Raw genomic sequence first — 26,823 nt, forward strand, 5'->3', positions numbered from 1 at the left:
CACCAGGCTACCCGCCGAAGTTATTTAGGCTTGGGGAATCACTTACTTATTTATTCGAAAGTCCTCTTGTAAATTACCCCAATGATCCTTTAGCTTCAGCTTATGCGCTTCATTCATTGGAAGGTCTTTGATTGCGTCTGGCCAAAGGTTTCTAGCCCTCTCAATTACATCATCCAGGTGAGGTTTAATTGCTCTCCATGGGATCTCGGCACGACCAGCCCAAGACTGGAAGTTTGCCAGGGAAACATCGTGCCACTCTTTGGTCTTGCCTAAATTTAGTGCGAAATGCCTTTCATCATCGATATATACGCTAGTTGTAACAATATCGTATGCAAGTGAAAGCCTTGGAGTGATTTGATCGGAATAAATCAAACTCCAATTCTTGAGGTGCGCATCGCCATTAGCGAGAAGAATGTTAACCAGCAATCGCCTGGCAAACTGTTGCGCATCAGCCAAACCATCACCAGAAAACCCGTAGATAATTCGGGCGATTTGCTCGTAGTTTGCCGAGTTGTATTTTTCATGTGGATATTTAACCAGCACCTGAGCAAAGTCTTCCATGTGGATACGCACATCACCGTCGCGATCAAAGCGTTTAATTGCGAAGGCCAGCTTTTCATTGGGCAAATTTATTTGCGGAAGATTATCCAGTTTATTCAATTCAACCAGCTTGATTTCGGGAATGTCTATCCCAACCAGTGCCGCAAGCTTCATTGCGGTATATTCGTTCAACGGCACATCTTTATGCTTGGTGGAAGGTGTTTTTATAATCCAATCGCCCAAGACATCGCCTTTGGAAAGGTTGTAGCGTCCGTCCTTTTCCTTCATGGAAAATTTCATCTGAACCCCGGCCAACGAAAATTTGTTTTCCGGTGATACTTTATCAAATTTTATTGCTCGAGCTTTTCCGTGAGCGTTAAGAACAGTTTCTGGCACATCTTCTGGCTCCATTGGTTCAGCCACCAAGGCACCAGGCAGATCCGCTCCTAAATATGAGAGAATATGGAATTCGTTGTCGATATGAACTTTAAGCCCTTGTGTTATCAACTCCCTCAGCGATCCCTCCGGAAGCAAATTGGACAATGTGGGATGTAGCCTTTGGTTTCTCGCCCATGGTTCCGCCATTAATTTTCCAGCACGAGGAAACGCTGGGTGAGTAATCAAACTAAAGGTAGGGCGGTTTATATCGCTCTTAAATTCTTCGGCAAAGCTCAGTACATTTCTGCCGCCTTGAAAGCCAGCCAAATAGCCAACCAGCCTGCCGTGCAAACTCAACCTGAGCACATTTATCTCATCTGCACGGCTATCGCTCATTAATCACCCCCCAGTAAGCCCTGCCATGGATCGTCCGAAAGACTTTTTTTTATGTCTTCTTTTGCCGATCTTGACGATTTTTCCACCAGGGCCACATGCTCTTTATTTGGCTCTAAACTCTCCTGTTCTAGCACCGCCATAACAGCCCTGAGCTTTTCCCTGGGGATGAGCATGAGCTCGCTATTCAAGCCCTTCGCTAACAACTCCAAGGTATCGAGCCTAGGGTTTCCTTTGGATTCCAGACGCTGATACTGCTGGCGAGACACGCCTATACGCAACATCATGTCGTTCTGCTTGAGGCCAAGCGCCAGTCGCCGTCGTTTTATCTGTTGAAGTATGGAGCTCATATTGGTAATCACATATGTTGCTTTTACAGTAACATGCAACATATTAGTTTCTTTTTTGCTCGAAGGCAACTCATGCATTGCTTTTAGACGGTTTGATAAAGCCTGAATGAAAAAGCAACATGAATATTGCTTTTTGGTTGTTGTGCTCTCGTTATTGACCCATCAGGCACCCAGCCAACGACTTGTGGCCTGCCTCCACTGGGCACCTACACGGAAGACACAGAACGAATCTGCTGTTTACCCTTCCGGCTGCTGGTGGGTAGCCAATGCCGTTGATACTGAAGATTGACCAATACCAACCGGGTCAGGTGGCAACAAAGTGTCCACTGCATTGTGTTTTTGTCTGGTTTCCTGTGGGGCGGGGTTTCCGGAAACTCCTGTTTTTCCGGGAATTGTGGTTTTCTGTATTGCTTTGAGAGGGTGCGGCATCGGGTTCAATTCCCGCCCGCAAACAAAGCACCTCCATCACGCCCCGACCAGTTTGAGCACCCGCTCCAGCATCGGATCTTTACCTTCCTCGCGGCCTTTTCGTCCAAGGTAATGCAGACGGATATGGGGCGGGATGCCGACACCCTCATAGAGCTGGCCATCGTAAGCCAGGTAGATTTCGTTGGATAAGGTCAGGTGCCAGCCATTTGGCAGGTGACGCTCGAGGGTGTCGGAGAGAATGCCCTGGGTGGGCTCACCAATCAGCGTGAGCCGGGGGTGCTGCAGTAGCGAGAGCAGGAAAATTTCTGCGGCACTGGCGGTCAGTTCGCTGGTCAGCACAAACAGGTTGCCACGGTAGGTCTGGCTGGCAGGGACCACGTAAACAGGCTGCTTGCCGGTGAACCCATTGCCGTGGCGGGCGGACTTTGTAAATGCCAGCCGCTTGCGATCCGTTAAGTAGGCGGCAAGCCGCAGCGCCACGCCATCATAGCCCCCACCGTTACTGCGGAGATCCACGACCAGGTTAGGGAGCTCGCCAACATCGGCCAGTACCTTCTGCATCACGCCGTCAACGGCCTTCAGGTCAGCCGCTGGCTCGCCGGTCTTGCCGCCCTGGCCGGCCATAGCCCGGATATTCAGGTAGCCGATGGCATCATTCAGGCGCCCCCACTCCACCAGCCGGTTGCCGCCATGGCTAACATCATTGGCGAGATAGTCCTGATGGATGACGTCGTGCAGCCATTCCTTCAGATCGCCCAGATAGCTGGCGAGTTCCCGGTCATCGCTGGCGTCTTCCAGTTCCCGTGTCAGCCGCTGGTAGAGAGCGGGGTGAGCACCGGCATTGTAGTGACCCCAGGGTGTGTGCAGACGAATATGGCCGTCCTTCAGAGGCCGCAGCATGGCTGCCATGGTCGCAAACAGGGTTTCCCGTGAGCTGTCCGCGTTAATCTGCGGACGATAAGTGTGGTAAGCCTGGTCCCAGGCCACGCCTTTGAGTTCAAACGAGGCATACTGTTCGTGAAAGGTTCGCCAAAAGATTTCGAAGTTGTATTCCGGATCCTTTGCGTCATGCTTGCGGGTTGCAGCGGCATTCGCAGGCAATGCTTTCAGTCGACGAAAGCGGATGCGTGCCACACCGCTGACGCGATGGGCACTGAACGCCTGTCCGCCAGGGGATATCTGCAAGTCTTCGTAATAGTGATTAAGTTCCTCGAGGGTGCCCGAGTAAAGCTTCCGGCAACTGATGGCGGTTTCTTCAAAAAGGGTGTACCCATCGCTTTCTATCCGCAATATCTTGCCGTAACCCTGGGAACGCCAGACACCCTGAAGGTTTTCGAAAACAGGGACGGAAAGGGAATGGCTGCGCCGCTGGCCAGGTTTCATAGAGCACTCCAGGTCCGTTTGTGCGACGCCTGGCGGCATGGGCCATGCGTCCTATGGATCCTTATACATACAGAGTAGCCAGTTCAGGGCCAAATGGTAAGTGAGCATCAACACAACGAGGCCGGCGGGCTTCCACTCCAAAACAGATTGTATATTCTGTAAATACCTTGATGATAATGAGCGTGGTGGGCACTTGAGGCATACCCACACAAGCTGAGCAGTTCATGACCATGAACGTAGTGCAATTCCAGCCGGGGCTGTCGATACCCGAGTTTCACAAACTCCAGGAAACCGGGACAGCGTGTCGGCGGGTACGTTACCGGGGGAACTGCCTGGTTCCTACTGGCCAACCTGCCCCGGTGAGCTGGTGCGCAGGGATTCTGTCACCATTTGAAACAAACCTCCTGAATCCCGTTTCAGCCTAAAGCTGCTACTATTGCTACAGACTTCTAGTCTCTGGGCTGCGCAGCCTTCGGCAAGCGCCACACTGAACCACCTCCCTGAAAAAGCTCCTGCCGCCGGGGGCTTTTGTATTTGAAAGGATCCGGCTTTATGTCCAGCAAAGCGAAACAGCCCCAGAAACTTCTGCTGTTCCGGCTTTCCGGCGAACGTCTGTTTGGAATCGGAACCCTGAAGATCCGCGAAATTCTGCCTTTCATGCGGCTGACCAAACTGCCTCACAGCCATCATGCGGTGATCGGCACTGCCACCTTCCGGGGTTCCGCCGTTCCAGTGATTGATATGGCAGCCGCGGTGGGCTATCCGCCGCTGAACCGGGAGGAGCAGCAAAAGGCCTCCATTATTGTCACGGATATCCAGCGCCAGGAGATCGGTTTCCTGGTGCGCAGCGTTCAGCAGATTATCGAAACCAACTGGAAATCGGTGATGCCGCCGCCCAGGGCCCTGGGCAGCAAGGCCTTTATCACCGGCCTGCTGGACCTGGACGGCGACATCATTCAACTGCTGGACGTGGAATTGCTGCTGGCGAAGGTGTATCCGGAATCACTGGACACCCAGGATGTGATGCTGACGGATGTTCAGAGCGAGACTCTCAAATCCCTGAACATCCTCATGGTGGACGATTCCCAGGTGGCCCGTAAGCAGCTCTCGGATGTGCTGGACAGCAAGGACATCCCCTATCAGGTGACGTCCAATGGCGATGATGCCCTGCAGATCCTGCTGCGGGACCACGAACTGGGACGGCCCACGGACATTCTGGTGAGCGATATCGAGATGCCGGGGCTGGATGGTTATGAGCTGGCGTTCAATGTCCGGGACAATTCAGCCCTGAAGCAACCCTATATCATCCTGCACACGTCATTGAACAGTGAGATGAGCCTGAGTTATGCCAATCAGGTTGGCGCCAACGAGGCGCTGACCAAGTTCGATGCAGAGGAGCTGCTTCAGGCGATGTTGCGGGGAGCGGAGCGGGCCCGGTGAGCCCTGAACTCCGCAATAAAACTCAACCACTTACAGCCTGCAGGTCATCTCCGCCAACTCCTCGTCAAAGACCCGGCGGTTTTCGCTGTAATCCACCGGTACTTCCACCAGGTGAACGCCGCCTGCCGCAAGGGCGCCTTCCAGCGTGGGCCGCAGCGCTTCTGTCCGGGTTATGCGATGCCCTTCAGCACCGTAGGATTGGGCGTAGGTGACAAAGTCCGGATTTCCGTAGTCCAGACCAAACCCGGTGAAGCCTTCCTGCTCCTGCTTCCATTTGATCATGCCGTAGGCGCCGTCATTGATGATCAGCACCACCAGATTGAGCTTGAGGCGCACGGCGGTTTCCAGCTCCTGGCTGTTCATCATGAATCCGCCATCTCCGCAAATGGCCATTACCTTGAGGTCCGGATACAGCATGGAGGCCATCATGCCGCTGGGCAGGCCGGCGCCCATGGAGGCCAGGGCGTTATCGAGCAAAACGGTGTTGTTGTCGTAGGCGGGATAATTGCGGGCAAACCAGAGTTTGTACATGCCATTGTCCAGCGCAATGATGCCATTGTCAGGCATTACCTGCCGCACATCATGCACAATCCTCTGGGGAATCACCGGGAAGCGACCGTCCTCGGCCCGCGCCTGCACGTGGGCATCCACCGCCCGCTTTATTTCCATCAGGGAGGTGAAATCGTGATTGGCACACTGGCCACAATTCCCGGCCATGTATTCCACGCTGTTGGCGATATCGCCCACCACCTCATGATGAGGGAAATAGACAGGGTCCACATCGGCGCCGCTGAAATTCACATGAATCACTTTTTTGCCACCAGGGGTCATGAAAAACGGCGGTTTTTCCACCACATCATGGCCCACATTGATCACCAGATCGGCGCGGTCGATGGCGCAATGCACAAAATCGCCGGCAGAGAGCGCGGCATTGCCGAGATAACGGGGATGCCGCTCATCAATCACACCTTTACCCATTTGCGTGGTAAAGAACGGGATGCGGGTTGCATTCACCAGGTGAAGCAGTGCCTCGGACACTCGCTTCCGGTTGGCACCGGCGCCGATCATGATCACCGGGTGCCGGGCCTCGCGCAGCATGTCGCAGGCCATCTCCAGGCTCTTCTTGCTGGCGGAGGGCCGGCGGGCATCGCTGGGCAGGAAAATGTGGGTATCGGGTGCCGGCTTCTCGGCGGCGATATCTTCCGGCAACTCAAGATGCACGGCTCCCGGGCGCTCTTCCGAGGCCAGCCGAAAGGCCTCCCGCACCTTGGCGGGTATGGTATTGGCGTTGCTGATCTGCCGGGTATATTTGGTCAGCGGCCGCATCAGGTCCACCACATCCAGAATCTGGAACAGGCCCTGCTTCGACGACTTGATCGGCTTCTGGCCGGAGATCATCATCATCGGCATGGCGCCCAACTGCGCGTAGGCCGCGGCGGTAACGAGATTGGTGGCACCCGGCCCAAGCGTAGAGAGGCAGACACCGACCCGGCCCGTCAGCCGCCCGTAGGTGGCCGCCATAAAACCGGCCGCCTGTTCATGGCGATTGAGCACCAGTTGGATACTGGAGGTCCTCAGGGCTTCGAGGAACGCAAGGTTTTCCTCACCAGGCACCGCGAAAATGTATTTGACGCCTTCATTTTCCAGCGCCCGGATAAACAGCTCGGCTCCGTTACGGGCCGGATGTTGCTCGTTGACCATGCACTTCCTCTCGATCATAAGTTCCAGGCGATCAGCAGATTTCGGGATCATTCGGTTCTGGGTGGCTCCGCCTGGAGGGCATGGGCATCCGCGGGCACCCGGTCTGCACCCCAACTGCGATACACGCCCTCTATTACGCGGCGAAGCTCATCATCGCTCACTCCTGCCGGCTCACCCCGTTCCAGGGGATCGTAGTGAAAGATGTAAAGCCGTGAAGTGAACATTTCAAAGGGCAGTGACGATTCACCGAAGCGCTCGCCGCAACCGGAGGTACTCACCTGCACTCCGTCGCCCCAGTTCTGACCGCTGTCGTTGTTGGGGTTGAAGAAATATACCCGCATCTCGCCTTCCGGGTCCAGCGCCACCCGAAGAACGGTAATGGCGTGCCAGCCAATGAACCGGGCGGCACTGTCGGTAACCGCAATGCCCGCTGGCTGCGGGTGTATCAGCGGCTGATTGCCATTGTAGTAGGGGTGGTAACTGGCGTAAAAATGCCGGATAAACCCCTCCAGGTCAGTGAGCTTGCCGGTTGCCACATCCACATTGATGGCAAACCCGCGCCCGGCGGACCAGCCGTGGAATTCAGGGTTCACCCATTTATGGGGATCGCCTTCACGGCCGACGCATAACCGGCCCATCTCAGCGTAGATCCGGTCCAGGTGTGGCACCACCACAAGAGAGACCGGATCAAGGTCCAGAGTTACTGCCGAAGCCACACCGCCCGCACTTCGGGCAGAGGACACCGGCTGCCCCTCAAAATGCATGACGATTTCATTGTCCCGGGCTGCCCAGGCGACCATCTGCAACAGATAATCCGGATCATTATAGGCCCACATGGACAGGGCACGGGCAGACTGGCAGGTAGGGTTATTACCCTGCCCCACGCCCAGAGGCTGCCCCAGCATGTTCAGCACGCCCTGTATCAGCCAGGCGGCGGGCTGGGGCTGGTAGCCATAGGCAAACTGCAGGCGCTCCCGGGCCTCGGGGCAAACCGACAGCCGCACCTGGCGCCAGAGCGCCGGCGCCACCGGAGGCTGGTACAGAATACCCCGCTCCAGAAGCAGGGCCAGGCCGTAAAGGCCCTGAGCTGTCTCGGGAAAAATGGATTCCTCAACCAGGGTGTGTACCAGTTCACTGTAGCAAAGCAGGCAGTCCCGCCCGGTGCTTGAAAGCCCCAGAGCATCACTGAGCAGCGAATTCTGATCTTCGAGAATAAAGCGAACAAAACAGGCGTGGTAAGGCGACACCAGGCCGGTATCGTGCATGGATCGGGCAAAACCGGTGGCTTCGTTCTGCAACGCAGCGCTGTCCATGGATTCCAGCCGTTGCTGGTATACCGCCGTGCCCGGGTCCTCGCTACAGGCCCGTGTCGGCCCGTACAGGCTGGAAATCAGCCGGTCGGCACCGCGGCCGGCACTGCCCAGGTCAGCATCCGGATCTGCCCGGCAGATTGCGATCTGGGTGATCATCCGGCGCACGTCACTCACACGGATCGGCCGTTGCTCGAGAATGCGCCAGATCTCCTCAATCAGACTATCGATGACGTGTTCATAGCCGATATGACTGGCCACATACTGAACCAGGGACTGGCTGATCAGCGCCAGTTTACCCTGCTCCCGCTCCGCCTCGCCGGTCATCCCGAACAGCAGTCCCAGATTGATAGCCAACACCTGGGTCAGGTAATGATGGGCCTGCTCCGCCGAAACGCTCGGATGCAGGTAGCTGCCCCGGGCCACCAATAACAGACGGAGCTCACTGAAGGCTTCAATTACCACGGTGTCGGCATTCTGACTCTGCAGAGAGGAGGTGGTGAGCGAAGGTAGAAGGGTGGCGGGATCAGCCCAGTCGGTCCCGTCAAACACACCAGCTTCTTCAAGCCGCTGTGCTCGCGCTTCGATGGCCTGACACCCCCCTGGCTGTAAAAGTACACGCCGGGCAACATCAAACAGTCTGGGAAGTTTGCCTGCCTTTGCAAAAGACCGGCTCCCTTCCAACGCCACAATGGACTCATCCAGTTTTTGCACCAGCTTGTCAAAGTTGACCACTGGTGTGGGACTGGCCGGTTGATTTCCACTCAAACGAAATTCCTCAGGGCCTGCATCAAACCCTTTGCATTAATGCATGCCTCGATTATACATAGAAATCGAGTTCTTCCTGATGTTTGAGCAGATCCCGCATGACGTAGGGGTCTTCACCGAAGAAATAGACCAGCCCCCAGTGGGTACCGAACGCGGTGCGCTTGGTGACGGTCTCCTCCAGCGGCGGTGTCAGTTCATGAGATTCAAAGTACTCGTGATTCTCGGTTTCTTCCGGGATCTCGAGGCGGCTGACCACTCGGCGGCGCGGGTAAACACCGAAGCAACCGGCGTACCCCTTGGCGTCCACCACCTCGCGCGGGAAGAACGCCTTGATTTCCTCTTCGGTGGTTTTCGGATCGAACGCCAGAATCAAGCCCTGGTAGGCGTTGAAACCGTAGGCACGTTCAAGCAGCTCAAATACCTTGAAGCCCGGCGGACGATAGGCCACCTCGCCAAAGTACATGGTCCGGTCGCTGGTCACGAAGTACTCCGGGTGAATAAACCCGAACTCAATATCGAAGGTCTTGATGAGCTTCTCGATTTCACTCCGGATCTGCTCCCGATACTTCTCAAGATCCGGTGTCGCGGGAACAAACACGGAATAACCCAGGGTCACATACTCAGAGATATTGAGGAAGGCAATCTTGCCGTTGTGAATCCAAGCCTCGACCGCAAACTCCCAGCCATCCAGATGTGACTCCATCAGCACCGGAAACTCTTCTTCCGGAAGGGTATCGACCTCGTCCGGGGTACGGATGACCCGGTGGCCCAGGCATCCAGCCTTGTCAAACGCCTTGAGGTGGATCGGGTCATTGGGGTCGCCGTCCAGCTTCAGCAGGGTCTGGTTCACTCGCTTAAGGAACCGAATAACGTCGCCCTTGTCGTGCGCCTCCTCAAAAATACCCACCCGGATACCACCGAGCTGGGCACGGCGCTTCATCAGGGCCTTGTCTCGCAACAGCATGGCCTGGCCAAACAAACGAGGTTTGTCCATCAACACCGAGTTGATGGCACCGGCCCATTCTACCGTCTCCTCAAATAACGGGATGGCGACATTCACGCCCATCTCCTTGAGGGTCTGCGCAATCTCCACAGAGCGGTCGTTCAGGCGCTCAAAATTCCAGGGCACATAGGGAATATCGTGCTCTTCGCAGTAGGCTTCAGCCCAGTCCGGTGCCACGACAACATACCGACGGTCGAACTTGTCGGCCGCTTCAACCGCATTCAGGCTCCAGCCTAACAGCGCGATGTACCCTTTCTCAGGATTGTAGTTTTGCTCGGTCATAAGCTCACTCCTTTACTCAGGGTTTACCTTATAACCCTACGCGGACAGCACAAAATCGCAAATTTTGTGACTCACTTAACCCAAAAAAGCACTGTGGCTGCCTGGAGCGAATCCAGTAATCACAGTGCTTTCCGGTTTCTTAGATTGTTTGGGAATATCAGCCCAGTTTCAGGATAGACAGGGTCCGCTCCCGCACGTTCGTCAGCAACGCTTCGTCGTTCACCAGGGAGTGGCCGTAGGACGGCACCAGTTCTTTCATGCGCTCCTGCCACTGCGGAGTCCTGATCTTCTCCGGGAAGCAACGCTCAATAACGCTGATCATCGCATTGGCCGCCGTGGATGCCCCGGGTGAAGCACCCAGCAACGCCGCCAGGGTTCCGTCCTTGGCCGCCACTATTTTGGTGCCGAACTCCAGCTTACCGCCACCATTGTCAAGCTGCTTGATAATCTGCACCCGCTGGCCGGCCATCCGAAGCTGCCAGTCTTCCTCTCTCGCATCCGGAAAGAAATTGCGCAGCGATTCAACCCGGTCCGGGTGCGACTGGAACACTTCGCCAATGAGGTAGCGGGTAAGGTCCATATTGCTCTTGCTGACCGATAGCATTGGCTTCAGATTGGTGGGTTTCAACGAACCGAACAGATCAAGGACCGAGCCCTGCTTGAGAAACCGGGTGGTAAAGCCCGCAAACGGTCCGAACAGCAATACCGGCTCACCGTTGATGATGCGGGCATCCAGGTGTGGCACGGACATCGGGAGAGCCCCGATCGGTGCCTTGCCGTAGACCTTGGAGTGGTGCTGCTCAACGATGTCCGGCTTGCGACAAACCAGCCACTGGCCACTGACCGGAAAACCGCCGTAGCCACGGGCTTCATCAATACCGGATTTCTGCAGCAGCGGCAGTGCACCACCACCGGCACCCAGGAACACAAAGCCTGCTTCCAGCTTGATCAGTTCTCCGGTTTTCTGGTTTTTGACGCGCACTTTCCAGCGGCCGTTATCACGCTGGTCGATGTAGTGCACCGGGCAGGCGGTCATCAGCTCGAAGTTCGGCTGGGTTTCCAGCCACTTGACCATGTTGCGGGTGAGTGAGCCGAAATCCACGTCCGAGCCGTGCCTGATCCGGGTGGCAGCCACACGCTGCATCGGGTCCCGGTTCTTGACCACCAGGGGCATCCACTCTTCCAGATCCTTCCGGGACTCAGTGTATTCCATTTCACGGAACTGGTGGTGAGCGCTCAGACGCTCGAACCAGTGTTTCAGGAAGGCAACGTCTTTCTCACCCCAGACAAAGTTCTGGTGCGGCGTGCGGTTAATAAAGCGGGTGGGCTCGGGCAGAATGCCTTGCTCAACCAGATACGACCAGAGCTGCAGCGACACCTCGAACTGGGCATTAATCTGCAGGGCGCGCTCGATAGCCACATCGCCATCGTCGGTTTCGGGCGTATGGTTGAGCTGGCAGTAGCCGGCGTGGCCGGTGCCTGCGTTGTTCCATCCGTCCGTGCTTTCATGGGCAACGTGGTCGAGACGCTCCACCATGACGATGTCCAGGGACGGATCCAGCTGCCTGAGCATCATGCCGAGAGTGGCGCTCATGACGCCACCGCCGACCAGCACTACGTCTGCCTGTCTAACGGCCATTGGTTTTCACCCTAGCTAGTGTCGAGCTTTTTGCCCCCCCACGATCAGCAAGAAGGCCTGTCAGAAGCCGGCCGGGCGCAAGGTAGGCATCGCCGCCGTCTGCCACCGGTCTGAATGAACGAGCGATTATCCCGATTTTCGCCGGAATAATAAATTGCGATTGCTAATCGATGCGCTTCTCCAACTACCGCCGATGGTTCAGATGCTCTGTGTTCCAGGTACGAACAGTGGCTTGCGACGGTTCAAAGGTCTAAAATCCGGCCGCGCAATCTGTCTGGCCGGCTCCGGCCTTTATTCTGAAAACCAGAACGGGATTTTCCATGTCTGCCCTCGAAACGATTCTGATTGTTTTCGCAGTTCTGGCGCTGTTGGGCGTCATCTTTGAAGAAGCCATTCACATCAATAAGGCCAAGGTTACGCTGTTCTTTGGCACCATGAGCTGGGTGGTTCTGTTTCTGTTCAGCGATAACGCCGAAGAGACCTCAGCCATCTCAGCAGGACTCTCAGAGAGCATTGCCGAGATCGCGGGGCTCTGGCTGTTTCTAGTTGCAGCCATGACGTTCGTCGCTTACCTGAACAAGAAGGGTATGATCGAAAACGTGATTTACCTGATCATGCCTAAGCAGGTGAGCGAACGGCGGCTACTGTTCCTGACCGGCCTTTTCTGCTTCATTTTCTCCTCTTTGGCAGACAATATCACCGCCACTTTAGTCTCATGCTCACTGATTCTTTCCCTGGATCTTGAGCTGAAAAAGCGAATCCAGTTCGTCACCCTGGTGGTTTTTGCAGTCAACTCCGGAGGCGTATCACTGATCACCGGAGACGTCACTACGTTGATGATTTTCCTGGCGGACAAGGTGGAAATACTGACCTTGCTGACTCTGGCCATCCCGGCCTCGATCACGGTTTTCATCCTAGCCCTGTTCCTTTCGCGAGGACTGACAGGAACGGTCACACTTCGCGCCAACACCACTCCGGTGCGGCCCGTAGACGCCATCATCGGCGGCCTGTTTTTGTTAACAATCCTGTGTACCATTGCCGGCAACGCCCTGTTCAGCATCCCGCCGGTTCTAACCTTCCTGTTCGGCCTCTCAATCATGTTCCTGGTGTCCCGGCTCATGAGCGACGACTCCGATCTGGACCCGATTCTGGAATACATCCGTATCATTGAGTTCGAGACCCTGCTGTTCTTCCTGGGAATCCTGTTGCTGGTGGGCATGCTCAAGGAGATTCATGCGCTCGATTCCCTGGTGGCCATATACGACGTTCTGCCACCACTGTACGCCAACTACCTGATGGGCATTTTCTCGGCGGTTATCGATAACGTACCGCTGACTGCAGCATTGCTGAAGGCGGGCATTAACATGAGCCCCGGCGAGTGGATGGGGCTAACCTACGCGGTCGGCGTGGGTGGCTCATTACTGGTGATCGGTTCGGCCGCCGGGATTGTTGCCATGAGCAAGATTCCGGGGCTGACCTTTGCGGCCTATATGCGGTATCTTGCACAGCTTCTCGCAGCTTACACCCTAGGCTATTCCGGGGTTTATATGCTTGGACGTTTCATCAACTGAGGTTTTTCTATGCTAATGGCATTGGGCACTGTCATCGCCGGCCTGATTCTGCTGGTCTGGAGTGCTGACAAGTTCGTGGAGGGCGCTGCGGCGACCGCCAGGCACCTGGGTATGCCAACCCTGCTGATCGGCATGGTGATCATCGGTTTTGGAACTTCAGCCCCGGAACTGGCGGTTTCCGCCATGGCCGCCGCGGACGGCAATCCCGGTCTGGCCCTGGGAAATGGTTACGGCTCCAACATTACCAACATCGCCCTGATCGTCGGCCTGACGGCGATTATCGCACCGATTGAGGTACACTCTCAGGTCATTCGCAAGGAGTTGCCCTTGCTGGTTGTGCTGACGCTGATTGCCGGCGCCCAATTGCTCAACGGCGAACTGTCACGGCTGGACGGCTGGGTATTACTGGCAGTGTTTGCGGCGGTAATGGGCTGGTCCATCTATCAGGGCATGAAAGGCAAGGCCAACCCGCTGGCAGGTGAGATCGATACCGAAATCGTCGCCCACCCCATGCCCCTGAAGACAGCGGTCATCTGGCTGATTATCGGCCTGATCCTGCTGGTCGTCAGCTCCCGCCTGCTGGTGTGGGGCGCGGTGTTTATCGCCCAAAGCCTGGGCGTCAGCGATCTGGTGATCGGCCTGACCATCGTTGCCATCGGCACCTCCCTGCCGGAACTCGCCTCGGCCCTCGCTGCGGTAAAAAAGAACGAACACGATCTGATCCTTGGCAACATCCTGGGCTCGGGCATTTTCAACACCCTGGCCGTCGTGGGTCTGGCTGCCGTGATCCAGCCGCTGTCTGTTGACCCGGAAGTCCTTTACCGGGACTGGACATTAATGCTGGCGTTAACCGTGGGCCTGTTTCTGATGGGCTCTGGCCTGGCCGGCCGGCGCAAACAGATCAGCCGGGTTGACGGCACCATCCTGGTGCTGGTTTATGTCGCGTACACCGGTTACCTGCTCTCCACTGTGGTCACCGCCGGAACCACCTGAGCGGCCCGGCCTTCGGCGGCACGGTTTCGGTCGGGGAGACATAGAATTGGGGATTCCAAGCCCCCGCTTTCCCCATTGTCAGGCGTCTTCCTGAAACACCATGGCAACCGAGTTCAGGCAGTAGCGCTGCCCGGTCGGCGGCGGACCGTCCGGGAAAACGTGCCCCAGATGACTGTCGCACCGTGGACACCGGATTTCGGTGCGCCTCATGCCCAGGCTGGTGTCTTCGATATAGCGGATGTGCTCGGGATCGAAGGGCTGAAAGAAACTCGGCCAGCCGGTTCCTGAATCAAACTTGGAGCTGGAACCGAACAGCGGCAGGTCACAGAGCCGACAGTGGTAGACACCGGCTTTTTTGTTGTCCAGCAATGTGCCGCAGAACGGGTGCTCGGTACCCTGCTCCAGCAGTACCCGTTTTTCATCAGGCGACAGGTCCGCGGCTTTTTCCTCAACCTGTGCTTTGGTCAGCGGTGCCAGGTCATAACCTGCAGCGGAAACTCCCATGCGCGCCTCCTCAGGCCATGTTGCCTGTGTCCTTGTCCGTGTAGTCAGGTTTCAGGCGGTCCCCAAAACTGTCCACCAGTTTTTCCATTTTAGGTGCGGCGACGGCCATGATGTAGGGCTGGTACGGGTTCCGGGTGGCAAAGTTCTGGTGATAATCCTCCGCCGGGTAAAAGGCTTCCAGCGGTTCCAGCGTGGTCACAATCGGGTCCGGATAGACGCCGGCCTGATTGAGCTGGTGGATATAGGCCTCGGCTACCCGTCTCTGTTCCGGTGTTTCGTAGAAAACGGCAGAACGGTACTGAGTGCCACGGTCATTGCCCTGGCGGTTGAGCTGGGTCGGGTCATGAGCCACGGAGAAAAACACTTTGAGCAGTTCACCAAAACCGACTTTTGCCGGATCATAGTGAACATCCACTGCCTCGGCGTGTCCGGTGGTACCGGTGCACACTGCCTCGTAATTGGCTGAGCTGGAATGCCCGCCGGCATAACCGGACTGCACGCTGGTTACGCCATCGATGGCCAGGAATACCGCCTCGACGCACCAGAAACAACCGCCAGCCAAAACGACTCGCTGCTCACCCTCTGCCGTTGGCAGATCCTGCCCGGGATCCGGGAAACGGCTTCGGGGTACCTTCAGACCTGAAATACTGCACGATGTCGTCATGGAGACCTCTGCGTTTGGGTTTGCCTGCCTTTAGGCACCGATTGTGGCTGGAAAACGGCCGATTTGCCAACCATAATGACCACAGGGTTTGCCACTTTGCACATCGGCCATGCCCGGCTCGGCATACTAAGGAAGAAAAATGACGGCAAGGGCTCGCACGCTGGAAAACCAGGACGAACTCCTGGAATACCGCCTGAGCCTGAGACTTGGCCCCGTTCATGCCCGCCAGAGACTCGGCATAGAACGGGAAGCCGAAGCGAAGGTTTTCGGGCAGGATCACAGCTCCTTCCATCTGGAAAACTGGGCCACAGCGCCGGGCTTTATCCGTAGCTGCCTGAAGTTGGCGGGGCTGTGGAAGCGTGGCCAGAACAACAGCCGGCGCCTCAACACCGTGCACAATCGATTCCACCTGCCAAACCTGCCAGCCGCCTTTGAAGGTTACCGCATTCTGCATCTGACGGATCTGCATGTGGACATGGACGAGGCCAACCTGCAGGCCGTTCTGCGCGAGATCGAGCCCCTGGACTACGATCTGTGTGTGCTGACCGGTGACTACCGAAAGCTCACCTGGGGGCCCATTGAGGGCGCCCTCGACGGCATGTCCCGGCTGCGTGATGGCATCAAAGGCGAGGCTTACGCCGTGCTCGGCAACCACGACAGTATCCGCATGGTGCCGGCCCTGGAAGACATGGGCTATAAGCTCCTGATGAACGAAATGGCTCTGCTCGGGTGTGAGGACCAGGCCTTATATCTTGCGGGCGTGGACGATGCCCATTTTTTCAAGGTGCACAACCTGCACCGGGCCGGCGACAACATCCCGGCTGGGGGAACCAGCATTCTGCTCAGTCACACCCCGGAGATATGGCGCGAAGCCGCCCACGCCGGTTATGACGTATTTCTGTGCGGCCATACCCACGGCGGCCAGATCTGCCTGCCCGGCGGCATTCCCGTCACCCTCGATTCTGATTGCCCGCGCAGCCTTGGCCGCGGTTACTGGCGGATGAATGGCATGCAGGGTTACACCTCACCCGGTGCAGGCACTTCGGTGGTGAATGTCCGCTTGAACTGCCCTCCGGAGGTCACCATCCATACCCTGACGCGGGGGCCGGATTCATTCGTGGACGGGCGGTTAATGAGGGTGCCGGCGAATGCCGATGCGATAGAGCAACGGTGAAGCGAAGATGTTCGACAGGGTAAAGAGCACCACCACACCAATAACCACCCAGCCACTGACAGGCAACCACCACATTGCCAGCAGCATGGGCAATAGCGCTTCAGGGATCTGATCCAGGCCAACTGCCCTGGCACTCGACGCCAGGTCCCGCCGGCGCTTGATGAAGCTGCTCAGCATGTCACCAATGAGCCCGAAAACACCAAACACCACCCCGAAAATGAATCCCAACCCGGTGATCAGTGAAAACAGCCCGCAGGCGAGGGCCCCAGACACTACACCCCGCCAGGTCTTGCTCTTACCCAGGATGGGGCGGCCGTCTTTCCACAGGCGGCCACCATCAACCGGCGCCGACCAAATGCCCTTGAGCAGGCCGGCCGCAACGACCGGTGCCCCATTGGCAAGCACCAGCATGACAAACAGCTCCAGGGATATCAGCAAGCGCGTAGGCTCCCTCTGGTACAGTCGGTCATATAACCGGTCAGGCGATGCCGCCCCGGGTCAGCTTCAGCGGATCCATGAGTTCTTCAAGCCTGTCGCGGCTCAGACCGCTGCGCTCCTCGGCAACATCGATCACCGGTCGCCCGGTGCGGTAGGCCTCCTTCGCAATATCCGCCGCCAGGCTGTAACCGATTTCCGGGTTCAGCGCGGTTACCAGCACCGGGTTCCGTCCCACTCCGGCATTCAGGTTGTCAGCGTTGACTGTGAAATCCCGGATCGCCTTGTTCGCCAGCATAATTGACGCATTGGTAAGCAGATCCGTCATATCCAGCAGGTTACCAGCGACCAGGGGCAGCATCACGTTGAGCTGGAAGTTTCCGGACTGTCCGGCAATGGCCACCGCGCTGTCCAGGCCCATGACCTGGGCTCCGACCATGGCCACCGATTCCGGAATCACCGGGTTCACCTTGCCTGGCATAATGCTGCTGCCCGGCTGCAGGGCCGGAAGGCTGATTTCGGCCAGGCCATGAATCGGCCCGCTGTTCATCCAGCGCAGGTCGTTGGCGATCTTGGTGAGCACGATCGCCACACCGCGCAGTTGGGCAGAAAGCGCCACTGGACCATCCACCGCACTCTGGCCGGTAAACTTGTGTTCCAGTGAGGTGAAAGCGTAGCCGGTATTGGCACGCAGGAACTTGATGAACTGGCCGGAAAATTCCGGTAACGCGTTGATCCCGGTGCCTACCGCGGTACCACCCTGAGGCACTGCCAACAGTTCGTCCGCTGCCGCTTCCACCCGTTTCTCTGCGGCCAGAAGCTGTTCCCGCCAGGTCCTCAGTTCCTGGCCCAGGGTAACCGGCATGGCGTCCATTAGGTGCGTTCGTCCGGTTTTTACCTGGCTCGAGAAGGCCGCCTCCCGTTCATAGATCACACCACGCAGGTGCGACAGTGCCGGCAGAAGTTTTTCCTTTACAGCAGCGACTGTGCTGACGTGAATGGCCGTTGGGATCACATCATTGGAGCTCTGGCTCATGTTGACGTGGTCATTCGGATGCACCTGGTGACCGGCTTTGCGGGCAATGGTAGCAATCACCTCATTCACATTCATGTTAGTGCTGGTCCCCGAGCCGGTCTGGTACCGGTCGACCGGAAACTGATCCGCGTACTCCCCGTTCACCAGGCCCTGGCAAGCCTCTGCAATCGCGTCCCGAAGATTATTATCGAGAAGCCCGAGACTGGTGTTCGCCTCCGCTGCCGCACGCTTGATCTGCGCCACTGCGGCAATGAATGCCCGGGGCATCGGTTGGCCACTGACCGGGAAATTCTCGACCGCACGCTGGGTTTGCGCGCCCCAGAGCGCCTCCGTTGGAACCTGGACGTCTCCGAGACTGTCAGTTTCCGTTCTGTATTCGCTCATGCTCCCTCCTGTCCGTCCGTTTGCACTTTGGACCCTCCAGCGTTTAGGTAACACTGTCGGCTGTGTCTCAGCCGCCGCCCTGGGATCTCAGCCGAACATGGTCGCAAATGCCTGTTACCTGTTCAAAATTCAGGATCAGGGTATGAACGGTATTGGTGTAGGTATCGTGCAGGTGAAACTTGTACCGGTGCTGCTTTTCACCCTGCAGGAAACCATCGTATTCACGCACCAGTTCCCGAACATCACCCCCGGAATCCTGGCTCCAGGTGGCATTGAACGGACCCAGGACGGCACCGCCGGCCAGGCATATGGTGACTTCATGGTTGGTAAGGCTGTTTTCCGGAACACTCATGGCCAATCTCCCTTCAGGTCTGCCTTTGGTAAGTGTAGACCGGCGGATCATTCTTTGTGCGGCCATGCCCTTACTTTGTGCAGCAATTGCCTGGCCAGACACGGGAGATTCTCAGGCAGGGGCAAGCAGGCTGGCCACCAGTGCCCGGAGACGGTTGGGCTTGACCGGTTTGTTCAGGACCGGCAGGCATTGGGCACGCAGCAGCCTGCGGGTGTCGTCACTGCGGTCTGCGGTGATGATGGCGGCAGGGATGTCCCTGCCGAGGTAGCGGCGAACACCGTGAACGGCGTCATAACCGGTCCGTTCGTTGTCCAGATGATAATCGGCGAGGATGATGGCCGGAATCCGGCCAGTGTGCTCCAGCATTTCCAGTGCCTGAGCCTCGCTGCCGGCGGTGATCACCTCACAGCCCCAGCGTTCCAGCAGTAACTGCATGCTCTCAAGGACCGCCGGCTCATTGTCGATGACCAGAATGGAGAGTCCGTCAAAGCCACCGGAAAAACCCCTGGGCACACCCGCACGGGGCATTTCCCGCAGGGCTTGCGCCGGCTCCAGCGGCAGAGTCAGCACAAACCGGGAGCCGCGGCCGGGCCTGGAAGACACGCCAATGTCATAACCCAGAATCCGGACCATACGCTCAACAATGGCAAGCCCCAGGCCCACGCCCTGGCGGCCACCCGTGCCCTGGGGCAGTAACTGGTGAAATTCCGTGAAGATATCCCGGAGTTTGTCTTTTGCTATGCCCACCCCAGTGTCCCAGACCTCGATCCGCAACTGGTCACCCCGTGCTCTCAGGGCCATCACAACACCTCCCTTGCGGGTGTAACGCAAGGCATTGCTGAGCAGGTTACGGAGAATGCGCGTCAGCATGCGCTGGTCGGTTTTGACCACGACCGGGATGGTCCGAATCCGGAAGGCCAGTCCTTTATTGGCGGCGACCGCCTCAAACTCCTCAGCCAGCGACCTGGCCAGGGCGGCCGCGTCGGTATACACCAGATCCGGTTTCATGGCCTGCTGGTCGAGTTTCGAGATGTCCAGCAAATCCGCCAGCAGGTCTTCAGCGCCTTCAAGCGCCCGGTGCACCTGATGCACCATCCGGGTTTCCTGCTCCGGCAAACTGCTCTCCTGAAGCGCAGACACCATCAACCGGGCGGCGTTCAGTGGTTGCAACAGGTCATGGCTGGCCGCTGCCAGGTATTTGTCCTTGCCACGGTTGGCTTCCCTGGCCACTTCCATGGCCACCACCAGTTCCCGCTCCACTTTCTCCCGCTCCTCGATCTGGTAGCGCAGGCCAACGTTGGCGTTCTGAAGCGCCTCGGTGCGTTCTTCCACGCGGCGCTCAAGGGTCGCGTTCAGCTGTTCCAGTTTTTGCCGTGCCAACACCCGCTCGGTGATGTCGGCCACGAAGGCCTCCACCACTTCCGGGCCGAGATCCGGCCGCCGCAACAGGGTGACAGCCACATGGACCGGCTTGCGGTCCGCCCGCTGGAAGCGTGTCTCCCGGGCGCTCAGACGGCCTTCATTCAAAAGTTCCTGGCGAATGGCATCGAACTCACTGGCACTGCAGAACAGCTGTTCCCGCAGCCGGATTACCTTGGCTGCCAGGGCTTCGGCACTTTCATAACCGCAAATCCGCGCCATGGCGGGGTTGCAGGCCAGGAAGCCACCCCGCAGGTTGGCCTGGAAGATGCCGTGCAGGGCGTTCTCGAACAGCCACTTGTAGCGGTTGCGCTCCCGCTCCAGCTCCTCAATCCGCTCCTGCAATGCCGGGTAGTAGTTCTTGCGGACCGACTGGCTGCCCAGTCCAAGAAGGTCGCCAACTCCGTAGCCACTGTCGTGTTCGTCGTCCTGGAGGTCAGAGCGCTTCTTCATAGACAACCTGAACGTCCCTGAGCGACGACTTGCGGGGATTGGTGAGAATGCAGGGATCCTGAAGGGCAAAGCCGGACAGATGGGGAATATCCGAAACGCTGACTCCCAACTGGGCCAGGCGTGCTTCCAGCCCCACTTTGCGTTTCAGCTCAACGATTCGCTGCATCAGCCGTTTCTTGATCTCCGGCTTGCACATTCCCCGGGTATCGATATCCATGGCCTCGGCCACCCGGCGAAAACGGTCCTCCGCAGACTGGAAGTTGTAGGCCACCACATGCTCCAGCAACAGCGCATTGCAGAGCCCGTGGGGCAGATCCAGGAATCCGCCGAGGCTGTGGGACATGGCATGCACCGCCCCCAGAATTGCGTTGGAAAACGCCAGCCCGGCCTGCATGGAGGCCAGCATGATCTGTTCCCTGAGGTAAGGATTGGCGATATTTTCCACCAGGGGTTCCAGGTTCCGGTTAATCAGCCGGATGGCTTCCAGGGCATGGGTGTCGGTCAATGGTCCGCTGCCGGTAGACACGAACGCCTCAATGGCGTGCACCAGGGCATCCACGCCGGTACAGGCGGTCAGGTAGGCGTCCATGGTTTCCGTGACCTCCGGATCAATCAGGGACACATCCGGCACCACCGCTTTGCTGATGATGGAAAACTTGAACCGCCGGTTCGGGTCGGAAATGATCGCGAACTGGGAAACATCCGCCGAGGTGCCCGCGGTGGTCGGGATCAGGATCAGGGGCGGCGACGGGTTCGTGATGGTGTCCACGCCCTCGAATTCCAGAATATTGCGGCCGTGGGTGGCAACAATACCGATGCCCTTGGCGCAGTCCATGGGGCTGCCGCCGCCGATGGCAACGATGACATCGCATTCACAGGACTTGTACAGCTCGGCACCGGTCATCACCTCGTCCACCTTGGGGTTAGGCGACACGCCGGTATAAACGGTGGAGCGGATACCCGCATCGGTCAGCAGGGTTACGATCTCGTTGACCCAGCCCACGGCAGCCACACCCGGATCAGACACCAGGAACACATGCCGGGCACCGAAGTTACTGGCGAAGTTGGCCACCGACTTCCGGGAGCCGGCGCCAAAAACAATTTCCGGTGATACAAACTTTCGCAGAGCGGAGATGTCATGGCTCATCAGACTGCACTCGACCACTTGTTGTTATAGGAGTGGCCGAGAGTTTAACTCAAGTTCTCCGTCCGTTCATGGCTCTTGCGGCTATGCTTCCGATAAAAGCAGAACAACCATTCCAGCATGCCCGCCTGGTTCGCCTGGTGTCGGAAACCGTGGCCCTCCTGCTCAAACCAGTGCAATTCCGGTGTGCGTCCTGCGGCCTTCATGGCATCAACCATGGCGCGGGTCTGTTCAGGCACCACCACTTTATCCTGCCCGCCCTGGAAAAAGATCATGGGCGCGGCAATACGATCAGCGTGATACAGCGGTGTTCGTTCGCACCAGCGCTCGGGGTAATCCTCCGGCGCGCCCAGCAACCAGTCCAGGTACCCGGATTCGAAACGGTGGGTCATGGCCCTCAGCCGCAGCGGGTCGGTTACCCCGAACATGCTGGCGCCAGCGGTGAAACGCCGGCTCCGGATCATGGCCATCAGGGCCGTGTAACCACCGGAGCTGCGCCCCTGGATAAACACCCGGCGGCCGTCCACCAGGCCGGAAGACGCCAGGTAATCCGCGGCCCGCTCCATATCCTCAACATCTGCCTCACCCCAGCGCCCTTCAAGGGCCAACCTGAATCTACGGCCAAAACCACTGCTGCCGCGATAGTTCATTTCGGCAACCGCAAACCCGCGCTGGCACCAGTACTGAACCTGGGGATTGAATACCGGATAAGCAGCGGAGGTCGGGCCACCATGGGCCATGAGAATCAGCGGAGGCAACGCCGGAGAAACCCGTTTCGGTGTGTAGAGGAAACCATGGACCGGCTGTTCGCCGTGCTCAAGCGCCGGCACTTCAATATCCAGCGGCAGCGCAGGCCTTGAACCCGGCAGGGGGTTCTCCCCACCCGCCAGAATCCTGGCCTGCCCGGTTTGCCGTTCGATCCGCAGGACAGCATCCAGGTGGGTTGCAGATCGGGCAATACAATACAGGTAACCGCCGGAGGCCCGGAGGAAACGAAAATCGCTGTAGTCCCGGGCCGCCCGAAAAGCGTTACTTCCATCCGGTGACAGTAACCACAGCTCTCCCGACCCGCTGCGATACTGCACCCGCGCCCAGCCACCATTGGCAAGCGGACAGTGGTGGCATTCCCCCAGTTGCCAGGGGGCGTTAGCATGGTCCAGCTCGGCAGACTGGCCGGAATACCAGAGGCCGTCACCGGCCAGGGTGTCGAGGTACCAAGGCTGCCACCAGCCGGCGTGATCAGATAGCACCCACAACCGGGTGCGATCAAAGACCGGTTGCTGAACGGAGGCTTCTGAGGGTGTCGGCCAGTGGCGGCACCTGCAGAGGCCACCCTCTCGCACTACGCCTGCTGTCCAGAGCCGGCTGCGAACCCAGGGCATGTCCGGCAGTTGCCAGCTTGTCCAGGCCAACATCCTGCCGTCGGCAGACAGCGCGGGCGCACTGTAGAAGTCCTGGCCGGAATGGAGAGTCCGAAGCTCTCCGCCCACAGAGACCGCCACCAGTTGCTGTTCGCCACCGGCCTCGCGAACGGCCAGCACCCTCTGCCGGGGCGCATCGGCGACCAGTCCGCCGTAGGCGGCACCGGGATCATCGGTAAGCAAGGAGCAGGTGCCGTCAGCCAGATCGATAAACCGGATCTGCTGATCCTCACCGACCACGAACACGCCGTTTTCGGAAACCGCCAGCGCGCCCCCGCCGTAACCATTCACCCGGCTACGGATACCCAACCAGTCCGGGCCAAGGCGAGCGGGCCCCTGTGCGGACAGATACCAGAGATTAGCGTTGCCTTCGGCCGGGTCGGTCTGTAACCAGAAAACACCGGCCGAAGAAACCGCGAGCTCGCCTCTTTGGGTATGGGCCGCGCAGGCCTCATAGGCGCTCATAGGGGTATTGTCAGGCGCTGACCTTGCGGGTGTGGATGCACAGGAGGGGCTCTCAGCCCCGGAAGAAGAGCCGGGAGTTGTCCGCATTTCGATACGTGAGTCCAGTAAGACCGGCCGTGGCGTGATCGGCGGCTTTCCTCGCTGCCAGGATTCGATCATGATACGACGATTTACTGCAAACCGGATCGGCGTTATCGGCATTGCCGGTTAAAAGCCAGGCCTGGCAGCGGCAACCTCCGAAGTCTTGTTCCTTCTCATCACAGGAGCGACAGGGCTCTGGCATCCAGCTGTCACCCCGATAGTGATTGAAGCCCGGGCTGTCGTACCAGATGCTTTGGAGATCCTGGTCCCGGACATTGGGGAAGTCGATGGGCAGCAGGCGGGCGCTGTGGCACGGCAGCGCAGTGCCGTCCGGGGCTATGGTCAGGAACAGGCTGCCCCAGCCGTTCATGCAGGCTTTTGGGCGCTCTTCATAGTAGTCCGGAGTAACGAAGATCAGCTTCAAGGCTGAACCGGAAGCCTCCAGACCTTTACGGTAGAGATTCACGTCCTGCTCCGCCTGCACCAGTTGCGTTTTCGAGGGCATCAGCCCTTCCCGGTTCTCAAAGGCCCAGCCGTAATACTGACAGGTCGCCAGCTCAACGTAGTCCGCCCCCAGCCGCTCACACAGGGCCATGATGTCGTTCATCTGATGGATGTTGTGGCGGTGGATCACGAAGTTGAGCACCATCGGGTAGCCCGCCGCCTTGACCGCCCGGGCCATGGCCAGCTTCTGGTCAAAGGCCTTTCGGGAACCGGCCACGGCGTTGTTCAGCTCGGGATCGGAGGCCTGGAAACTGACCTGGATATGATCCAGTCCGGCCTCGGCAAAGGCCGCCACCTTGGCGTCGGTCAGCCCCAGGCCTGAGGTAATGAGGTTGGTGTAGTAACCCAGCTGTCGCGCCTCGGCGATCAGCTCCGGCAGGTCCTGGCGCACCAGGGGCTCACCGCCGGAAAAACCCAGTTGGGCGGCGCCCATGGCCCGGCCCTGGCGTAGCACACTCACCCACTCGTCCGTGCTTAGCTCCCGTTCGGTCTGGGCAAAGTCCAGCGGGTTGGAGCAGTAGGGGCACTGCAGCGGGCAGCGATAGGTCAGCTCCGCCAGCAGCCAGAGGGGCGGCCCCGCCTTATGGGGGTTGGCGGGTGTGGATGCATGCGATGGGCTCATGACAGGTCGATCCAGTGGTGTTGCAGCGCATCCTGCAGAAAATCACTCACGTCCTTGCCGAGCGGTCCGGCATCCGGGAATTGCTGCTCCAGGGTGGCAACAATGTCAGCCACACTGCGCTGGCCGTCCACCTCGTTGAGAATTGCACCGGCGCTGCCGTTCAGCTTCACCATACCTTCCGGATACAGCAGAACGTAACCTTCCTGGGCGGGTTCCCACTGGAAGCGGAAGCCCCGGCGAAAACGCGGCACCTGGTGCAGGGCAACCCCCATTACAGCCCCCGGTGCCAGACCTGCTGGTCGGTCACTGTATGGTAGGGCGGCGTACGGTGGCTGTAAGCCATGGTCATGGCGTCCAGCATGGTCCACAGGATATCCAGCTTGAACTGCAGAATTTCCAGGGCCCGGGTCTGCTCGGCACCGGTGGTGAAGTGGTCCAGGGTGATGGTCAGGCCGTGTTCTACGTCCCGACGGGCTTCCGACAGCCGTTTGCGGAAATAGCGGTAGCCGCTCTCTTCAATCCAGGGATAGTGACCCGGCCAACTGTCCAGCCGGGACTGGTGGATCTCCGGCGCGAACAGCTCGGTCAGCGAGGAGCAGGCCGCCTCCTGCCAGGTGGCCCGGCGGGCAAAGTTCAGGTAGGCATCCACTGCAAACCGGACACCGGGCAGCACATGGCGCTGGTCAGTCACTTCTTCCCGGGTGAGCCCCACCGCTTCGGCCAGGGACAGCCAGGCCTCGATACCCCCCGCATCGCCGTCGTGGCCGTCGTGGTCCAGGATCCGCTGCAGCCAGAGCCGGCGCACGCCGGCGTCCGGGCAGTTGGCCATGATTGCAGCGTCCTTCTGGGGAATCCTGATCTGGTAGTAATACCGGTTGGCCACCCAGCCACGAATCTGTTCCGGCGTGCATTGTCCGCCATACATGGCTTTATGGTACGGGTGATGGATATGGTAATACTGCCCCTTGTCCCGGAGGGCCTGTTCAAAATCCGTGCGGTTCATGGCGGTGTTGGCTTTGGCGTTCATGGCGGCCCCGACAGGTCGATGTGCATTCCATCCCAGGACACCTCGATGCCGTGGCGGGTCAGCTCCGCCCGCTCCGGGGAGTCCTCGTTCAGGATCGGGTTGGTATTGTTGATGTGTATCAGGATCTTGCGTTGGGCCGGCATGGCGTCCAGCACCTCGATCATGCCACCCGGGCCGCTCTGGGCCAGATGCCCCATGGCCTGTCCGGTCTTGGTACCCACTTCCTGGCGGATCATCTCGTCGTCGTGCCAGACGGTGCCGTCCACCAGCAGCACATCGGCTTTTTTCATCCAGTCCAGGATGCGCGGGTCCGGTTCTCCGAGGCCCGGCGCATAAAGCACTTTCTGCCCGGTGCGGGTGTCCTCAAGAAAAATACCGATGTTATCCCCCGGGTGCGGGTTATCCCGGCGCGGTGAATACGGCGGCGCGTTGCTCAGCAGCGGAATGGCCGTCAGTTCGATGGACGGTGCGCAGGGAATCGTAAACGGCGACTGTTCAGAGGCCTCCACCCGGCGCCAGTTCAGGCCGCCATTCCAGTGCCTGAGCATGGTAAACAGGGGAAAACCGGCGCTGAGATCCTCGTGCACCTGCTCGGTACACCAGACGTCCATGGGCAGCCCCTCGCGAAGCGATAGCAGACCGGTGGTGTGATCCACCTGGCTGTCCATCAACAGAATAGCATCGATGCCGGTGTCCCGAAGCGCCCTGGCCGGCTGCATGGCATCAAGGGAGGCCAGTTGGGCGCGAACGTCCGGGGAGGCGTTAAACAGGATCCAGTGCTCGCCGTCTTCACTGACGGCAATGGAAGACTGGGTGCGGGCACGGGCGTTCAGGGTCCCCTGACGGAAGCCGTCGCAGTTGACGCAGTTGCAGTTCCACTGGGGAAAACCACCGCCAGCGGCAGAGCCAAGGACGTGGATGAGCATGATTGGAAACTCCGGAAGTAAAACGGCCAGCC

At 58.5% G+C, this 26,823-nt stretch carries 23 protein-coding genes; 4 read left to right on the forward strand and 19 right to left on the reverse strand.

Annotated elements, in window-relative coordinates; genetic code table 11:
* Positions 1-42: 42 nt before the first annotated feature.
* The 3 genes from QPL96_RS04035 to QPL96_RS04045 form a co-directional block, all read right to left on the reverse strand.
* Positions 43-1,314 (reverse strand): type II toxin-antitoxin system HipA family toxin, encoded by a 1,272-nt coding sequence (locus QPL96_RS04035; protein ID WP_303285733.1) that lies wholly within the window; start codon positions 1,312-1,314, stop codon positions 43-45.
* Complete coding sequence (locus tag QPL96_RS04040; RefSeq protein WP_303285734.1) at positions 1,314-1,703, reverse strand: helix-turn-helix transcriptional regulator; 390 nt, start codon at positions 1,701-1,703, stop codon at positions 1,314-1,316. The genes QPL96_RS04035 and QPL96_RS04040 overlap by 1 nt, the downstream gene beginning before the upstream one ends.
* A gap of 423 nt (positions 1,704-2,126) precedes the next feature.
* Positions 2,127-3,473: a S41 family peptidase gene (locus QPL96_RS04045; protein ID WP_303285736.1), complete on the reverse strand. Its 1,347-nt coding sequence runs from the start codon at positions 3,471-3,473 to the stop codon at positions 2,127-2,129.
* A gap of 552 nt (positions 3,474-4,025) precedes the next feature.
* Between QPL96_RS04045 and QPL96_RS04050 the strand changes: the two genes are divergently transcribed.
* Positions 4,026-4,913 carry a chemotaxis protein gene (locus QPL96_RS04050; RefSeq protein WP_303285738.1) on the forward strand — a complete coding sequence of 296 codons (888 nt, stop codon included), beginning with the start codon at positions 4,026-4,028 and terminating at the stop codon, positions 4,911-4,913.
* 30 nt (positions 4,914-4,943) lie between these two features.
* Here the strand turns inward: QPL96_RS04050 and QPL96_RS04055 are convergent, their stop codons facing one another.
* The 4 genes from QPL96_RS04055 to mqo form a co-directional block, all read right to left on the reverse strand.
* Complete coding sequence (locus QPL96_RS04055; RefSeq protein ID WP_303286126.1) at positions 4,944-6,614, reverse strand: acetolactate synthase large subunit; 1,671 nt, start codon at positions 6,612-6,614, stop codon at positions 4,944-4,946.
* 47 nt (positions 6,615-6,661) lie between these two features.
* A complete protein-coding gene (locus QPL96_RS04060; protein WP_303285740.1) occupies positions 6,662-8,692 on the reverse strand; it encodes a hypothetical protein in 2,031 nt (676 codons plus the stop codon).
* Positions 8,693-8,744: 52 nt separating this feature from the next.
* Complete coding sequence (locus tag QPL96_RS04065) at positions 8,745-9,977, reverse strand: acetyl-CoA carboxylase biotin carboxylase subunit family protein (protein WP_303285741.1); 1,233 nt, start codon at positions 9,975-9,977, stop codon at positions 8,745-8,747.
* 157 nt (positions 9,978-10,134) lie between these two features.
* On the reverse strand, positions 10,135-11,616 hold the full coding sequence (gene mqo / locus QPL96_RS04070) for a malate dehydrogenase (quinone) (protein ID WP_303285743.1): 1,482 nt from the start codon (positions 11,614-11,616) through the stop codon (positions 10,135-10,137).
* A 320-nt stretch (positions 11,617-11,936) separates the two neighbouring features.
* Here mqo and nhaD point away from each other — a divergent pair, with 320 nt between their 5' ends.
* Positions 11,937-13,187, forward strand: coding sequence for a sodium:proton antiporter NhaD (gene nhaD / locus QPL96_RS04075; protein WP_303285744.1), 1,251 nt, complete (start codon positions 11,937-11,939; stop codon positions 13,185-13,187).
* 9 nt (positions 13,188-13,196) lie between these two features.
* Positions 13,197-14,180: a calcium/sodium antiporter gene (locus tag QPL96_RS04080; protein ID WP_303285745.1), complete on the forward strand. Its 984-nt coding sequence runs from the start codon at positions 13,197-13,199 to the stop codon at positions 14,178-14,180.
* 78 nt (positions 14,181-14,258) lie between these two features.
* Here the strand turns inward: QPL96_RS04080 and msrB are convergent, their stop codons facing one another.
* Together msrB and msrA are read right to left on the reverse strand one after the other, a co-directional pair.
* The gene (msrB, locus tag QPL96_RS04085; RefSeq protein WP_303285746.1) at positions 14,259-14,684 is read right to left on the reverse strand and encodes a peptide-methionine (R)-S-oxide reductase MsrB; all 426 of its coding nucleotides are present in this window, start codon (positions 14,682-14,684) and stop codon (positions 14,259-14,261) included.
* Between the two features lie 10 nt (positions 14,685-14,694).
* Positions 14,695-15,348, reverse strand: coding sequence for a peptide-methionine (S)-S-oxide reductase MsrA (msrA, locus tag QPL96_RS04090; protein WP_303285747.1), 654 nt, complete (start codon positions 15,346-15,348; stop codon positions 14,695-14,697).
* A 139-nt stretch (positions 15,349-15,487) separates the two neighbouring features.
* Between msrA and QPL96_RS04095 the strand changes: the two genes are divergently transcribed.
* Positions 15,488-16,522, forward strand: coding sequence for a metallophosphoesterase (locus QPL96_RS04095; protein WP_303285748.1), 1,035 nt, complete (start codon positions 15,488-15,490; stop codon positions 16,520-16,522).
* On the opposite strand, the gene QPL96_RS04100 is transcribed toward QPL96_RS04095, so the two are convergent.
* The 10 genes from QPL96_RS04100 to pqqB all read right to left on the reverse strand — a co-directional run bounded on the left by QPL96_RS04100 (position 16,478) and on the right by pqqB (position 26,791).
* Positions 16,478-16,960 (reverse strand): CDP-archaeol synthase, encoded by a 483-nt coding sequence (locus QPL96_RS04100; RefSeq protein ID WP_303285749.1) that lies wholly within the window; start codon positions 16,958-16,960, stop codon positions 16,478-16,480. The genes QPL96_RS04095 and QPL96_RS04100 overlap by 45 nt on opposite strands.
* A gap of 40 nt (positions 16,961-17,000) precedes the next feature.
* Positions 17,001-18,377: a lyase family protein gene (locus QPL96_RS04105; RefSeq protein ID WP_303285750.1), complete on the reverse strand. Its 1,377-nt coding sequence runs from the start codon at positions 18,375-18,377 to the stop codon at positions 17,001-17,003.
* Between the two features lie 67 nt (positions 18,378-18,444).
* On the reverse strand, positions 18,445-18,729 hold the full coding sequence (locus tag QPL96_RS04110; RefSeq protein WP_303285751.1) for a hypothetical protein: 285 nt from the start codon (positions 18,727-18,729) through the stop codon (positions 18,445-18,447).
* A gap of 111 nt (positions 18,730-18,840) precedes the next feature.
* Positions 18,841-20,601 (reverse strand): NahK/ErcS family hybrid sensor histidine kinase/response regulator, encoded by a 1,761-nt coding sequence (locus QPL96_RS04115; protein WP_303285754.1) that lies wholly within the window; start codon positions 20,599-20,601, stop codon positions 18,841-18,843.
* On the reverse strand, positions 20,585-21,748 hold the full coding sequence (gene ercA / locus QPL96_RS04120; RefSeq protein ID WP_303285755.1) for an alcohol dehydrogenase-like regulatory protein ErcA: 1,164 nt from the start codon (positions 21,746-21,748) through the stop codon (positions 20,585-20,587). The genes QPL96_RS04115 and ercA overlap by 17 nt, the downstream gene beginning before the upstream one ends.
* Positions 21,749-21,792: 44 nt before the next feature.
* Positions 21,793-23,631: a prolyl oligopeptidase family serine peptidase gene (locus QPL96_RS04125; protein ID WP_303285756.1), complete on the reverse strand. Its 1,839-nt coding sequence runs from the start codon at positions 23,629-23,631 to the stop codon at positions 21,793-21,795.
* Positions 23,632-23,683: 52 nt separating this feature from the next.
* A complete protein-coding gene (gene pqqE, locus QPL96_RS04130) occupies positions 23,684-24,838 on the reverse strand; it encodes a pyrroloquinoline quinone biosynthesis protein PqqE (protein WP_303285757.1) in 1,155 nt (384 codons plus the stop codon).
* The gene (pqqD, locus tag QPL96_RS04135; protein ID WP_303285759.1) at positions 24,835-25,110 is read right to left on the reverse strand and encodes a pyrroloquinoline quinone biosynthesis peptide chaperone PqqD; all 276 of its coding nucleotides are present in this window, start codon (positions 25,108-25,110) and stop codon (positions 24,835-24,837) included. Before pqqD ends, pqqE begins: the two co-directional genes overlap by 4 nt.
* On the reverse strand, positions 25,110-25,865 hold the full coding sequence (pqqC, locus tag QPL96_RS04140; RefSeq protein ID WP_303285760.1) for a pyrroloquinoline-quinone synthase PqqC: 756 nt from the start codon (positions 25,863-25,865) through the stop codon (positions 25,110-25,112). Before pqqC ends, pqqD begins: the two co-directional genes overlap by 1 nt.
* Positions 25,862-26,791 (reverse strand): pyrroloquinoline quinone biosynthesis protein PqqB, encoded by a 930-nt coding sequence (gene pqqB, locus QPL96_RS04145; protein ID WP_303285761.1) that lies wholly within the window; start codon positions 26,789-26,791, stop codon positions 25,862-25,864. The genes pqqC and pqqB overlap by 4 nt, the downstream gene beginning before the upstream one ends.
* Positions 26,792-26,823 lie beyond the last annotated feature (32 nt).

Origin of the sequence: Marinobacter sp. SS8-8, from assembly GCF_030540945.1 — a bacterium.
Lineage (GTDB): Bacteria > Pseudomonadota > Gammaproteobacteria > Pseudomonadales > Oleiphilaceae > Marinobacter.

Excerpts from the sequence above, each read along its gene's own strand:
- QPL96_RS04055 (WP_303286126.1), bottom strand. The coding sequence starts at position 6,614 with ATGGTCAACGAGCAACATCCGGCCCGTAACGGAGCCGAGCTGTTTATC.
- QPL96_RS04125 (WP_303285756.1), bottom strand. The coding sequence starts at position 23,631 with ATGAGCGCCTATGAGGCCTGCGCGGCCCATACCCAAAGAGGCGAGCTC.
- QPL96_RS04065 (WP_303285741.1), bottom strand. The coding sequence starts at position 9,977 with ATGACCGAGCAAAACTACAATCCTGAGAAAGGGTACATCGCGCTGTTA.
- pqqC (WP_303285760.1), bottom strand. The coding sequence starts at position 25,865 with ATGAACGCCAAAGCCAACACCGCCATGAACCGCACGGATTTTGAACAG.
- pqqE (WP_303285757.1), bottom strand. The coding sequence starts at position 24,838 with ATGAGCCCATCGCATGCATCCACACCCGCCAACCCCCATAAGGCGGGG.
- msrB (WP_303285746.1), bottom strand. The coding sequence starts at position 14,684 with ATGGGAGTTTCCGCTGCAGGTTATGACCTGGCACCGCTGACCAAAGCA.
- QPL96_RS04035 (WP_303285733.1), bottom strand. The coding sequence starts at position 1,314 with ATGAGCGATAGCCGTGCAGATGAGATAAATGTGCTCAGGTTGAGTTTG.
- nhaD (WP_303285744.1), top strand. The coding sequence starts at position 11,937 with ATGTCTGCCCTCGAAACGATTCTGATTGTTTTCGCAGTTCTGGCGCTG.
- QPL96_RS04040 (WP_303285734.1), bottom strand. The coding sequence starts at position 1,703 with ATGTTGCATGTTACTGTAAAAGCAACATATGTGATTACCAATATGAGC.
- QPL96_RS04115 (WP_303285754.1), bottom strand. The coding sequence starts at position 20,601 with ATGAAGAAGCGCTCTGACCTCCAGGACGACGAACACGACAGTGGCTAC.
- QPL96_RS04080 (WP_303285745.1), top strand. The coding sequence starts at position 13,197 with ATGCTAATGGCATTGGGCACTGTCATCGCCGGCCTGATTCTGCTGGTC.
- QPL96_RS04105 (WP_303285750.1), bottom strand. The coding sequence starts at position 18,377 with ATGAGCGAATACAGAACGGAAACTGACAGTCTCGGAGACGTCCAGGTT.
- pqqD (WP_303285759.1), bottom strand. The coding sequence starts at position 25,110 with ATGGGGGTTGCCCTGCACCAGGTGCCGCGTTTTCGCCGGGGCTTCCGC.
- QPL96_RS04095 (WP_303285748.1), top strand. The coding sequence starts at position 15,488 with ATGACGGCAAGGGCTCGCACGCTGGAAAACCAGGACGAACTCCTGGAA.
- ercA (WP_303285755.1), bottom strand. The coding sequence starts at position 21,748 with ATGAGCCATGACATCTCCGCTCTGCGAAAGTTTGTATCACCGGAAATT.
- QPL96_RS04110 (WP_303285751.1), bottom strand. The coding sequence starts at position 18,729 with ATGAGTGTTCCGGAAAACAGCCTTACCAACCATGAAGTCACCATATGC.
- pqqB (WP_303285761.1), bottom strand. The coding sequence starts at position 26,791 with ATGCTCATCCACGTCCTTGGCTCTGCCGCTGGCGGTGGTTTTCCCCAG.
- QPL96_RS04050 (WP_303285738.1), top strand. The coding sequence starts at position 4,026 with ATGTCCAGCAAAGCGAAACAGCCCCAGAAACTTCTGCTGTTCCGGCTT.
- msrA (WP_303285747.1), bottom strand. The coding sequence starts at position 15,348 with ATGACGACATCGTGCAGTATTTCAGGTCTGAAGGTACCCCGAAGCCGT.
- mqo (WP_303285743.1), bottom strand. The coding sequence starts at position 11,616 with ATGGCCGTTAGACAGGCAGACGTAGTGCTGGTCGGCGGTGGCGTCATG.
- QPL96_RS04045 (WP_303285736.1), bottom strand. The coding sequence starts at position 3,473 with ATGAAACCTGGCCAGCGGCGCAGCCATTCCCTTTCCGTCCCTGTTTTC.